General features: G+C 67.9%; 12 protein-coding genes. 6 read left to right on the plus strand and 6 right to left on the minus strand.

Annotated features, from left to right (window positions below; genetic code table 11):
* Nucleotides 1–20 precede the first annotated feature (20 nt).
* The 5 genes from pdxR to PQB87_RS26980 all read left to right on the plus strand — a co-directional run bounded on the left by pdxR (nt 21) and on the right by PQB87_RS26980 (nt 7,032).
* Nucleotides 21–1,508, plus strand: a complete 1,488-nt coding sequence (gene pdxR, locus PQB87_RS26960; protein ID WP_489242939.1) for a MocR-like pyridoxine biosynthesis transcription factor PdxR — start codon at nt 21–23, stop codon at nt 1,506–1,508.
* A 217-nt stretch (nt 1,509–1,725) separates the two neighbouring features.
* On the plus strand, nt 1,726–2,826 hold the full coding sequence (locus PQB87_RS26965; RefSeq protein ID WP_027791443.1) for an ABC transporter substrate-binding protein: 1,101 nt from the start codon (nt 1,726–1,728) through the stop codon (nt 2,824–2,826).
* Between the two features lie 122 nt (nt 2,827–2,948).
* Nucleotides 2,949–4,721 carry an ABC transporter permease gene (locus PQB87_RS26970; RefSeq protein ID WP_059485020.1) on the plus strand — a complete coding sequence of 591 codons (1,773 nt, stop codon included), beginning with the start codon at nt 2,949–2,951 and terminating at the stop codon, nt 4,719–4,721.
* Entirely contained in the window at nt 4,714–5,781 is a 1,068-nt protein-coding gene (locus PQB87_RS26975) for an ABC transporter ATP-binding protein (RefSeq protein ID WP_489242940.1), read from the plus strand. The genes PQB87_RS26970 and PQB87_RS26975 overlap by 8 nt, the downstream gene beginning before the upstream one ends.
* Before the next feature lie 159 nt (nt 5,782–5,940).
* Nucleotides 5,941–7,032, plus strand: a complete 1,092-nt coding sequence (locus PQB87_RS26980; protein ID WP_489242941.1) for a porin — start codon at nt 5,941–5,943, stop codon at nt 7,030–7,032.
* A gap of 170 nt (nt 7,033–7,202) precedes the next feature.
* Here PQB87_RS26980 and PQB87_RS26985 read toward each other — a convergent pair whose 3' ends face one another.
* Together PQB87_RS26985 and PQB87_RS26990 are read right to left on the minus strand one after the other, a co-directional pair.
* Complete coding sequence (locus PQB87_RS26985) at nt 7,203–8,168, minus strand: quinone oxidoreductase family protein (protein WP_489242942.1); 966 nt, start codon at nt 8,166–8,168, stop codon at nt 7,203–7,205.
* Between the two features lie 46 nt (nt 8,169–8,214).
* Nucleotides 8,215–8,466, minus strand: coding sequence for a hypothetical protein (locus PQB87_RS26990; RefSeq protein WP_006479165.1), 252 nt, complete (start codon nt 8,464–8,466; stop codon nt 8,215–8,217).
* A 95-nt stretch (nt 8,467–8,561) separates the two neighbouring features.
* Here PQB87_RS26990 and PQB87_RS26995 point away from each other — a divergent pair, with 95 nt between their 5' ends.
* Nucleotides 8,562–9,353 carry an AraC family transcriptional regulator gene (locus PQB87_RS26995; protein WP_060061851.1) on the plus strand — a complete coding sequence of 264 codons (792 nt, stop codon included), beginning with the start codon at nt 8,562–8,564 and terminating at the stop codon, nt 9,351–9,353.
* A gap of 29 nt (nt 9,354–9,382) precedes the next feature.
* Here the strand turns inward: PQB87_RS26995 and hpaI are convergent, their stop codons facing one another.
* From hpaI to hpaD, 4 genes are read right to left on the minus strand one after another with little or no spacing between them, the layout of a single operon-like run.
* Nucleotides 9,383–10,189, minus strand: coding sequence for a 4-hydroxy-2-oxoheptanedioate aldolase (gene hpaI / locus PQB87_RS27000; protein ID WP_489242943.1), 807 nt, complete (start codon nt 10,187–10,189; stop codon nt 9,383–9,385).
* Between the two features lie 12 nt (nt 10,190–10,201).
* On the minus strand, nt 10,202–11,005 hold the full coding sequence (gene hpaH / locus PQB87_RS27005) for a 2-oxo-hept-4-ene-1,7-dioate hydratase (RefSeq protein WP_111941667.1): 804 nt from the start codon (nt 11,003–11,005) through the stop codon (nt 10,202–10,204).
* 20 nt (nt 11,006–11,025) lie between these two features.
* Nucleotides 11,026–11,418 carry a 5-carboxymethyl-2-hydroxymuconate Delta-isomerase gene (locus tag PQB87_RS27010; protein ID WP_027791434.1) on the minus strand — a complete coding sequence of 131 codons (393 nt, stop codon included), beginning with the start codon at nt 11,416–11,418 and terminating at the stop codon, nt 11,026–11,028.
* A gap of 33 nt (nt 11,419–11,451) precedes the next feature.
* The gene (gene hpaD, locus PQB87_RS27015) at nt 11,452–12,300 is read right to left on the minus strand and encodes a 3,4-dihydroxyphenylacetate 2,3-dioxygenase (RefSeq protein WP_027791433.1); all 849 of its coding nucleotides are present in this window, start codon (nt 12,298–12,300) and stop codon (nt 11,452–11,454) included.
* Between the last annotated feature and the right edge of the window lie 12 nt (nt 12,301–12,312).

A 12,312-nucleotide genomic window follows, 5' to 3' on the forward strand; every position in this document is an offset into this window, starting at 1 on the left:
TCGACACTGACTGGACCACTATGGCGCGAGGCAAAGCCGCGATACCGCTCGATCTGCCGTGCCCTGCCGGGCTGTCCACGGGCAATCCGCAGTCGAAGCAGGCGTGCATCGCCGACGCGCTACGCGACGCGATCCTGAAACGCCTGCTCCCCGGCGACAGCCCGCTGCCGTCCAGCCGCACCCTCGCGGCGCGCTGGGGCGTCGCCCGGGGGACGGTCGAGGCGGCATACGACCGGCTGTGCTCGGAGGGCTACATCGCCCGCGCGCAAGGGTCGGGGTCGCGGGTATGCGCGGTGGTACCGGACAGCTACCTGCGCGCGGCCGCGCAGTCGCGCGACAACGGCGCGCCCCCTGTCGACACACGCCCCGCGCCGGCGCACACGACCGACGCCGCCGAGCCGGAACAAGGCGTGCGTCCGGGCGTCCCGTTCGTCGCGCGGCTTGCCGATCCCGGTCTGCTGCCGATGCAGCAATGGAAGAAGGCGCTCGGGGCCAGCCTGCTTGCCGCGACGGCGAACGACCTCGGGGCGACGCCGGCACAAGGCGTCGAAAGCCTGCGCGACGAAATCGCCGCCTACCTGCGCGAATATCGCGGCATCCCGTGCAGCGCCGGCGACATCTTCATCACGACCGGCATCCGGCATTCGATCGATCTCGTCGCGCGCACGCTGCTCACGCCCGGCTCGACGGTGCTGATGGAGGACCCCGGCTACGCATCGGCCTGGCAGATCTTCACGATCGCGGGCGCGACCGTGATCGACGTGCCGGTCGATCGGGAAGGCATCGATACCGCGTCGCTGGACCGCCATCCCGATGCGCGCGCGGCCTACGTGACGCCCGCCCACCAGGCGCCGCTCGGCGTCACGATGTCGGTGTCGCGCCGGCTCGAACTGCTCGACTGGGCGCAGCGCACCCGCGCGTGGATCGTCGAAGACGACTACGACGGCGAATTCAGCTACCAGACCGCCCCGCTGCCCGCGCTGAAATCGCTCGACGCGTGCGATCGCGTGATCTACTGCGGCTCGTTCAACAAGACGCTGTTCTCGGGGCTGCGCATCGGCTTCATGGTCGTGCCGGCGGCACTGCGGCCGGCGCTGTCGGCCGTGTGGCACGCGACCGCGCGCTCGGTCGGCGTGGCGCCCCAGCTGGCGCTGGCCCGCTTCATCGCGCACGGCGATTTTGCGAAGCATCTGCGGGCGGCGCGTCACGCGTACCGCCAGCGGCGCGACATCGTGCTCGACCAGTTGGCGAAACACGCCGGCGGACGGTACGCGGTGTCCGGCGAACACGCGGGCTTTCATTTCGTGCTGTGGCTGCCGGCCGGGATGGACGACGCGACGTATGTCGCGCAAGCCCGGGCGGCCGGCGTCGAGTTGCAGCCCGTCCGCGGATTCTGTCGAAGCGCGCGGTGCGAAGCAGGCGTCGTCGTCGGGTACTCGGCACTGACGGCCGCGCACGCGCGGCATGGCGGCCGGCTGCTCGCGAAGCTGCTCGCGCACCGCGTCTAGGCGCCCCGCCGTCGTTGCCGCGCCCCGCGGCAACCCGCTTCCCTCCGTTGCTAGATCGTGCCGCGCGCCGCGAAACGGCGGGCCGCCGCCGCATCGACCTCGGGAAATCCATGACACGAACGACGCGATTGTGAACTGAAATGAAAGCGGGCTGAAAGTGCGCCGCAATTAACATCCGCGTCACTCGAACAACACCTAGACGTAACTGGAGGAAGACATGCCGTTTGCACCGAAGCACCTCGCCGCCGCGCTGGCGGTCGTTCTGGGCACTGCCGCCGGCAGCGCCGCCGCGCAGGTTCCGGCCGGGTATCCGGGGAGTTACCAGGGCGTGATCGACGCCGCGAAGAAGGAAGGCAAGCTGATCGTCTACTCGACGACCGACACGGGCCTCGTGCGCCCGCTGATCAAGGACTTCGAAAGCCTGTACGGCGTGAAGGTCGAGTACAACGACATGAACAGCACCGAGCTGTACAACCGCTACATCAGCGAGAACGCGGCGAGCAGCACCAGCGCCGACGTGCTGTGGAGCTCGGCGATGGACCTGCAGGTCAAGCTCGTCAACGACGGCCTGATGGCGTCGTACGATTCGCCGGAAGGCCCGAACGTGCCGCAATGGGCGCAATACCAGAAGCAGGCGTACGGCACGACGTTCGAGCCGCTCGCGATCGTCTACAACAAGCGCCTGATTCCCGAAAACGAAGTGCCGAAAACGCGCACCGACCTGATCAAGCTGCTCGCGTCGCAACCGGACAAGTTCAAGGGCAAGCTCACGACGTACGACGTCGAGAAATCCGGCGTCGGCTTCAACGCGCTGACGCAGGACGCGCACCTGAACGAGAAGGTCACGTGGGAACTCGTGAAGGCCATCGGCAAGACCGGCCCGAAGCTGCAATCGAGCACCGGCGCGATGATGGAGCGCATCTCGTCGGGCGAGAACCTGATCGGCTACAACATCATCGGTTCGTATGCGTACGCGAAGGCGAAGAAGGACAAGTCGATCGGCTACGTATTCCCGAAGGACTACACGCAGATCGTGAGCCGCCTCGCCACCATCTCGAAGAAGGCGAAGAACCCGAACGCCGCCAGGCTGTGGGTGGACTACCTGCTGTCGAAGCGCGGCCAGACCATGATCGCGAACCAGGCGAACCTGTACGCGATCCGCACGGACGTGACCGGCGAGACGTCGGCCGCGAGCCTCACGAAGGAACTCGGCGATTCGCTGAAGCCGATCCAGATCGGCACCGGCCTGCTCGTCTACCTGGACCAGTCGAAGCGGCTCGCGTTCCTGAAGCAATGGCAGCAGGCGATCAAGAGCTGATCCGCTGATCGGCTGATCGGCTCCGGCTGACCCATGGCCGCCCGCCGCACGTCGCGCGGGCGGCCCCTTCCCCTTACCGACTTCCTTGAGGCGGCCATCCGGATGGCCGCAGGGGCGAACTCATGCTTTCAACCAGCACCCGCGGCACGGCACCGGCCGCGCCACCTGCCGCCGGCCCGCGCGACGCGATTCCCGCGCTGCCGGTCAACAGCCTGCAGCCGCTCGCCGGCATGCTGCGCTGGATCGTCGTCGCGGTACTCACCATCGCCGTCGCACTGCCGCTCGGCTTCATCCTGTTCCAGAGCCTGCTGTCCGCGCCGTTCTTCGATGCGAACAAGACGCTCGGCATCGAGGGCTTCCGCTTCGTCTTCAGCGATCCCGACTTCTGGTCGGCCGTGAAGAACTCGTTCATCATCGCCGGCGGGATGCTGTTCATCTCGATCCCGCTCGGCGGCATCCTCGCGTTCCTGATGGTGCGCACCGACCTGCCCGGCCGCCGCTGGCTCGAACCGCTGCTGCTCACGCCCGTGTTCGTGTCGCCGATGGTGCTCGCGTTCGGCTACGTGGTCGCGGCCGGCCCGGTCGGCTTCTATTCGGTGTGGTTCAAGGAACTGTTCGGGGTGCAGAACGTGCCCTGGAACGTGTATTCGATCTTCGCGATCACGGTGATCGTCGGCCTCACGCACGTGCCGCACGTGTACCTGTATTCGTCGGCCGCGCTGCGCAACCTCGGCTCGGACGTCGAGGAAGCCGCGCGCGTCACGGGCGCCCGCCCGTTCCGCGTCGCGCTCGACGTGAGCCTGCCGATGACGATGCCCGCGCTGCTGTTCGCCGGCGTGCTCGTGTTCTTCCTCGGCTTCGAGGTGTTCGGGCTGCCGCTCGTGCTCGGCGACCCGGAAGGCCACCTCGTACTCGCGACCTACCTGTACAAGCTGACCAACAAGCTCGGCGTGCCGTCGTATCACCTGATGGCCGCGGTCGCGGTGTGCATCGTCGCGATCACGTTCCCGCTCGTGCTGCTGCAGCGCCGCTTGCTGAAGACGGCGAACCGCTTCGTCACCGTGAAGGGCAAGGCCGGCCGAACGACGGTGCTGCCGCTCGGCGTGTGGCGCTGGGTTGCGCTCGCGATCGTCGTGCTGTGGCTGATGCTGACCGTGATCGTCCCGATCTCGGGCATCGTGCTGCGCGCGTTCGTGACCAACTGGGGCGAAGGCGTCGCGCTCGCCGAGGTGCTGACGCTGTCGAACTTCACCGAACTGTTCGAGCAGGACAACCTCGTGCGCGCGATCGTCAACACGCTCGGCATCGGCGTGATCGGCGGCGCGCTCGCGATCGGTTTCTACTCGCTCGTCGCGTTCGCCGGCCACCGCCGCCCCGACTGGGCGACCAAGCTGCTCGACTACCTCGTGCTGCTGCCGCGCGCGGTGCCCGGCCTGCTCGCCGGTCTCGCGTTCCTGTGGATCTTCCTGTTCGTGCCCGGCCTGCGCGAGCTCAAGAACTCGATGTGGAGCATCTGGATCGCGTACACGGTCGTGTGGCTCGCGTACGGGATGCGGCTCATCCAGAGCGCGCTGCTGCAGGTCGGCCCGGAACTCGAGGAAGCCGGCCGCAGCGTCGGCGCGACCCGCAGCCGCGTGTCGCTCGACGTGACGCTGCCGCTCGTGCGCTTCGGCCTGCTCGCCGCGTGGCTGCTGATCTTCATGATCTTCGAGCGCGAATACTCGACGGCCGTCTACCTGCTGTCGCCCGGCACCGAAGTGATCGGCGCGCTGCTCGTGTCGCTGTGGGCGACCGGCGCCGTCGACCAGGTCGCCGCGCTTTCTGTCATCAACATCGCGATGGTCGGCGCCGGTCTCGGCGTGGCCCTGCGCTTCGGAGTGAAACTTCATGGATAAGCTCATCGTCGACGACCTGCATCTCAGCTACGGCGCCAATCCGATCCTCAAGGGCGTGTCGTTCGAACTGAAGGCCGGCGAAGTCGTGTGCCTGCTCGGCGCGTCGGGCAGCGGCAAGACCACGCTGCTGCGCGCGGTGGCCGGCCTCGAACAGCCGTCCGACGGCCGCATCCAGCTCGACGACCGCGTGTTCTTCGACGGCGCGCAGCGCGTCGACCTGCCCGTCGAACAGCGCTCGCTCGGCCTCGTGTTCCAGTCGTACGCGCTGTGGCCGCACCGCACCGTCGCCGACAACGTCGGCTACGGGCTGAAGCTGCGCCGCGTCGCGCCGGCCGAACAGAAGCGCCGCGTGCAGACCGCGCTCGACCAGCTCGGCCTCGGCCATCTCGCGGAACGCTTCCCGCATCAGCTGTCGGGCGGCCAGCAGCAGCGCGTCGCGATCGCGCGCGCGCTCGTCTACAACCCGCCGGTGATCCTGCTCGACGAGCCGCTGTCGAACCTCGACGCGAAGCTGCGCGAGGAAGCGCGCGCGTGGCTGCGCGAACTGATCGTGTCGCTCGGGCTGTCCGCCCTGTGCGTGACGCACGACCAGACCGAGGCGATGGCGATGTCCGACCGCATCCTGCTGCTGCGCAACGGCCGCATCGAGCAGGAAGGCACGCCGGCCGAGCTGTACGGCGCGCCGCGCTCGCTGTATACGGCCGAGTTCATGGGCAGCAACAACCGGATCGACGCGTGTGTCGCGGCCGTCGACGGCGAACGCGTGACGCTCGCCGGCGACGGCTGGGAGCTGCAGGCCCTCGCCCGCGACACGTTCGCGCCGGGCCAGGACGCGCAGGCCGTGATCCGCCTCGAACGCGTGCAGGTCGCCGACGGCCCGGGCGCGAACCGGCTGCAGGCCGACCTCGTCACGTCGATGTATCTCGGCGATCGCTGGGAGTACCTGTTCCATTGCGGCGAGATGCGCCTTCGCGCATTCGGCCACGTGCCGCGCGCAGCGGGCAAGCACTGGATCGAATTCCCGACCAACGACTGCTGGGCGTTCGCGAAAGCGGGCTGACCCGCGCGCGGCGGCACGCTCGCCGTCGCGCACGCACACCGCGCACATCTCGTCATGGGATGACATGCCTTCCGGCGGACGTCTTCCGGCGTCCGCCGTAGGCTGCTGCGCGCCGCATCCGTTTCACCCCAACCCACAAGAACCAAGGAGACACCGTCAATGAAGTCACGCGCAGAACGTTCGATTCGCACAGTAGTCCTCACGGGATCGGCCGCCGCGGCCTGCATCGCCGCACCCGCCGCGCACGCGCAGTCGTCGGTCACGATGTACGGGATCATGGATGCCGGCATCGAATACACGAACCACGCGGCGCCGGAGGGCGGCAGCGCGGTCAAGCTGAAGTCGGGCAACAAGAACACGTCGCGCTGGGGCCTGCGCGGCGTCGAGGATCTCGGCGGCGGGCTGAAGGCCGTGTTCCGCCTCGAAAGCGGGATCGACCTCGCGAACGGCGCGCTCGACGACGGCCCCGATTCGATCTTCGCGCGCCGCGCGACGGTCGGCCTGAAAAGCAAATGGGGCGAACTGACGCTCGGCCGCAACTACACCGTCACCTACGACTACATGCTGCCGTTCGACCCGATGGGTTACGCGCAGAACTACTCGTGGGCCTCGGCGGCGACGGCGACAGGCGGCCGCAAGGACGGCATGTTCACGCGCTCGTCGAACGCGGTGCGCTACGACGGCGAATTCAGCGGGTTCAAGTTCGGCGCGCTGTATGGCTTCGGCAACGTGCCGGGCAGCGTGAAGACCAGCTCCAAATACGATTTCGCGGTCGGCTACGAGAAAGGCCCGTTCGCGGCGGTGGTCACGTTCGACCGGCAGAACGGCGCGGCCGACAGCGTCACGCCGGCCGATACCGTCAACTACATCCAGGGCATCCACGCGGGCCTGAGCTACGACTTCGGCAACCTGAAGACGATGGCCGGCTATCGCAACTACAAGCGCACGTTCCGCACCACGGCGGCGAACCAGTTGAGCGACACGTACTGGCTCGGCAGCTCGTACCAGTTCACGCCGGCGTTCTCGCTGATCGCGGCCGTCTATCACCAGAACATCAAGGGCGGCAGCGATGCCGACCCGACGCTCGTGTCGTTGCGCGCGAACTATGCGCTGTCGAAGCGCACCGTGCTGTACGCGGCCGGCGCGTTCGCGATCGCGAAGCACGACCAGAAGGTCGGCGTGTCGCGCGATTTCGTGGGCTACGGCACCACGCAGGTCGGTGTCACGGCGGGGATTCAGCAGCGGTTCTGAGCTTGACGATACGGGCGGCGAGCGGTCTTCGAATCGCGCCGCCCGTCTTGTGCGGTTCATTGCGCGCGTGCCGCCCTGCCTCGCATCCGCCGCGCGCATCAGCGTGACAACGGGCGATCGGCCAGCTTCCCGCACACGACGGCCGCGCCCTCATCCGTGGCCCTTGCCGGTCATTCGCCGTGCATCGTGAACACCAGGCGAACGAGGCTGCTCGTATCGCTCCAGTGCTCGCCAACCGCCGACAGCGGCACCGTGCGTGTGTCGATCGTCAGCCCCACCGGTCCGGCCGCGTCGAACACACCGCGCACCGACGCCAGCAAGCGCGGCAGCGACACGCTGCCGATGCCGCTGCCCATCAGTTCGATCGCGGTCGCCCGCAGCACCGCCCCCGGCAGCAGCACGTCCGCGCCGCCGATCGAGCCGATCTGCACGAAACGCAGCCGGCGGCCCTCGGGCGTCGCCTTCGCGGCGGCCGCCAGCAGCGTCTGCGCGCTGGCGCCCCACAGATAATCGAGCACGACGTCCACGCCCGCGCGGAAATGCGGTTCGAGCGCGCGTGCCAGATGTGCGTCGTCCTGCTGCAACGACACGACGGCATCCGCGCCGGCATTCAGCAACGCCTGCAGCGCGGCCGCGTTGCGGCCCGTCGCGATCACCTTCGCGGCGCCGAGATGCTTCGCGATCCGCACCGCCAGCCGCCCCGACGTACCTGTCGCACCGTTGACGAGTACCGTCTCGCCCGCGACGAGCCGCGCGCGTTCGGTCAGCGCCGCCCACGACGACATCCCGGGAATCGCGATCGCGGCCGCCGTGACGTCGTCGAGCGTATCCGGCAGCGGCACGCACCGCGTATCGGGCGCGATCGTGCGCTCGGCCATCGCGCCGAACGGTGCTGGCGCGCCGAAGAAGTAGACGCGCTGCCCGTCGTCGAGACGGCGACCAACCCCGTCGACGCCAACGACGAACGGATAACGCCCGTCCGACGAGTAATGCGTGCCGGCCGCGCGCCCCTGCGCGATCCGGCTCAGCGCGGACGCCGTCACGTCGATCAGGCTGTGGCCCGGCATCGCGTGCGGCGCATCGAACTCCATATGAACGGGGCGCTCGCCGGCGCCCGTCACGACTGCTGCTTTCATGGTGACTCCTTGAATCGGGGATCTCGATCGACGGTCCCGGTGCGCATCAGCGTGCGTCGAGCCACGCGCGCAGCGCGGGATCGCGTACTTCCAGCACGTCGAACAGGCCAAGCGCACGCAGCGCGGGCAACGCGTCGATCGCGTCGGCCTCCGCGCGCGCCCTCTCGGCCGGCGCGGCGTTCGGATCGGTCAATACACGTGCATTGACCAGAAACGCGCCGACGGTCCCCTTGCGGATCGTCGTTCCGCCAGCATCGACTTGGTTGGCATGGTCGGGAAGCATCTGTTCGGCTCGCATCGTGTCGTACTCCGGTTGTTATCGATGGACGCAGTGTAGGCGTGCAAATTCGGCCGATCTCCGGTATAACGGCCATTCGATACCGATATCCGGCCATGTCCGATCCGCTCCTGCCCGCCCGCTTCGTCACGTCCGACGACGGCCCGTTCGTCGTTGCCGCCGTGCTGTCGCAACGCGACCCGCGCGTGACGCCACCTCATTCGCATGCGCGCGGCCAGCTCGTCGGCGCGCTGAGCGGGTTGCTGACGATCGGCCTCGACGACCAGGACTGGGTCGTGCCGGCGATCCATGCGATCTGGATTCCACCGCATTGCCGCCATTCGTTGCATACGTTCGGGCCGATTTCCGGCTGGTCGGCGTTCATCGCAGAAGCGCGCTGCGCGGCGCTGCCGGATACCCCGCGCGCGATCCGCACGACGCCGCTGCTGCGCGAAGCCGTGCAGCGCGCGGCGAGTTGGGAGGGGTCGGAGCTGGATGCCGCTCGAACCCGGATCGCCGACGTGATCCTCGATGAAATCGCGTCGTCGGAAGTCGAGGCGCTGGGGCTGGCGAGGCCGCAGGATCCGCGGCTGACGAGGATCACCGATGCGCTTGCCGCGGATCTCGCGGACAACCGGCGGCTGGAGGAATGGGCCGAATGGGCGGGAATCAGCGCGCGGACGATGAGCCGCCGCTTCGTGGCCGAGACGGGGCTGACGTTCGCGCAGTGGCGTCAGCAGGCCCGGCTGCTGCGGGCGCTGGAGAAAATCGCCGACGGCGTGCCGGTGACGACGATCGCGCTCGATCTCGGGTACGACAACGTGAGCGCGTTCATCGACATGTTCAGGCGGGCGTTGGGGACGACGCCGGGGAAGTATATGGAGGCGGGGCGGCACAGCGACGCATAGCGCCCTCTACCGTGCCGTCGGAGACCGGTTCAATACGTCCCGTCGCCCTTCTTGACCGCCTCGTCCCCTTTCCCCTTGAACTGCTCCGCCAACCGCTCCGCACTCCTCGCCAGCAACGTCGTATCGACCCCGACCGCGACGAACAGCGCTCCCGCTTCCAGATAACGCCGCGCGGCCGCCTCATCCGCGCTGAGAATGCCCGGCGCCTTGCCGGCCGCCTTGATCGCCCGGATCGCGCCATCGATCGCGGCCTGCACGTCCGGGTGCCCCGGATGGCCGAGATGCCCGAGATCGGCCGCGAGATCCGCCGGCCCGATGAACACGCCATCCACGCCCTCGACCCGCGTTATCGCATCGATCGCGTCGAGCCCCGCGCGTGTCTCGACCTGCACGAGCACGGCCATCTCGTCGTTCGCGCGATGCAGGTAATCGCCGACCCGATTCCACCGCGACGCACGCGCCAGCGCGCTGCCCACGCCGCGAATCCCGTGCGGCGGATAACGCGTCGCGGCCACCGCCGCACGCGCCTCGTCGGCGCTCTGCACCATCGGCACGAGCAGCGTCTGCGCGCCGAGATCGAGCACCTGCTTGACGATCACCGGATCGTTCCACGGTACGCGCACGACCGGATGCGACGGATACGGCGCGATTGCCTGCAACTGCGCGAGGATCGTCGGCACCGTATTCGGCGCATGCTCGCCGTCGATCAGCAGCCAGTCGAAACCGGCGCCCGCGACCACTTCTGCGCTGTACGGATTGGCGAGCCCGAGCCACAGCCCGACCTGCGCGTCGCCGCGCGCGAGCGCAGCCTTGAAGACATTCGTAGGAATCCGCATCGTTCGCTTACCTCACTCGAAGTAACACTGGATCGTCCCGAGCGGGCCGTAGTCGACGCTGAACGTGTCGCCCGGCCGCGCCGCGCACGGCCGTGTGAACGAACCGCCGAGCACGATCTGCCCCGGCTCCAGCGCGACGTCGAAGCGGGCCAGCCGGTTGGCGAGCCACGCGACGCCGTTCGCCGGATGGTTCAGCACGCCGGCCGCGACGCCCGTTTCCTCGACCACGCCGTTACGCGACATGATCGCCGCGACCCACCGCAAGTCGACGTCCTGCGGCCTCACAGGCCGCCCGCCGATCACCACGCCCGCGTTCGCCGCGTTGTCGGCGATCGTGTCGAACACCTTGCGCGGCCGTTTCGTATCGGGGTCGATCGACTGGCTGCGCGCGTCGATGATCTCGAGCGCGGGCACCACGTAGTCGACTGCGTCGTACACGTCGAAGATCGTGCAGTCCGGGCCGGTGAGCCGCTTGCCGAGCACGAACGCGAGTTCGACCTCGACGCGCGGCACGATGAAGCGCCCGGTGGGGATCGTGCCGCCGTCGGCAAAGAACATGTCGTCGAGCAGCGCGCCGTAGTCGGGCTCGTCGATCTGCGACGTGTTCTGCATCGCCTTCGACGTGAGGCCGATCTTGTGTCCCTTCAGCGTGCGGCCTTCCGCGAGCTTGAGGGTCACCCACGCGCGCTGGATCGCATACGCGTCGTCGATCGTGATGTCGGGATGGTCGAGCGAGATCTGGCGGATCTGCTTGCGCTCGCGCTCGGCGTCGTGCAGACGCTGCGCGAGCTGGTCGATGAGGGCGGTTTCGAGCATGGTCGGATCGGGAATGGGGTTCAGCCGGCCCGCTTGTAGCGGGCGTGGATGTTGTTGTGCTTGTACGAGCCGCTTTCGCTGAACTCGGTCAGTTCCATCGACAGCGCGAGGTACCGTTTCGCGTACAGTTCCGCGAAATGCGCCTTGATCGCGTCGAACAGCGCGTCGCACGCGGCCTTTTTCTGCGCGTCGCTGCGGCCCGAGCCGATCTTCAGCGTCACGTGCACGAACGCATCGTCTTCCGTGCCGTCGGCTACGCAGTAGTCCTGCAGTTCGATCGCGCGCGAGCGGATGCCGCCCGTCGGGAACACGCCGCCCTGCGCGATCAGCGTGGCGTTGATCGTGCGCAGCAGCGCGGGAATGCGTGCGTCGTCGCGGATGTTCGCGGTGTATTCGACGACGATATGTGGCATGGCGGGTCTCCAGTCGAGTGCGTGGCGCGGTGCTCAGGCCACCGGAAAGATCGCATTGATCTGCCCGGTACCCGAACTCGCGAAATAGTCGGTGACGATCTCGACAGGTTTATCGTAGCGATCCCAGCCGAGCAGGCCGAGCAGCATCGCCGTGTCGTGCATCCCGCCTTCGCCGTGGCAATGCGTGTTGTACTCGGGCAGCATCGCGCAGAAGGTCTTGAAATCGCCCTGCTTCCACAGCTCGACCACGCGCAGGTCGACCTGCCGGAAGAATTCGCGGCTGATCTGGTGGATCGATTCCTCGGGGCTGCCGTTGTCGTTGAAGCGGTGCGACAGCGAGCCGCTCGCGAGAAATGCGACGTTCGAATCGCTTTTCTCGATCGCCTCGAGCAGCGCCTCGCCGAAGCGCCGGCTTTCGTCGAGCTGATGCCACATGCACCAGCCGGCGATCGACACGACCTTGAAGTGCTGGTCGGCATTCATGTAGCGCATCGGCACGAGCGTGCCGTATTCGAGTTCGAGGCTGTCGATCTCGTGCGCGCGCGTCGCGACGCCGCGCGCGCTGGCCGTCTCGGCGATCAGCCGGCCGAGCGCCGGATTGCCCGGATACGCATACTCCATGTCGCGGATGAAATGCGGCAGCTCGTTGCTCGTGTACGTGCCCGCGAATCGCGCATTGCAGTTCACGTGATAACCGGCGTTGACGAGCCAGTGCACGTCCGACACGACGATCGTGTCGACGCCGAGCGCGCGGCAGCGCTCGCCGATCAGTTGATGGCCGCGGATCGCCGCCTCGCGGCAGCCGTGATGCCTGCCGGGCAATTCCGACAGGTACATCGACGGCACGTGCGTGATTTTTGCGGCGAGGGACAGTTTGCCCATCGTTCAAGTCTC

It is taken from the genome of Burkholderia sp. KL41 (assembly GCF_057005415.2).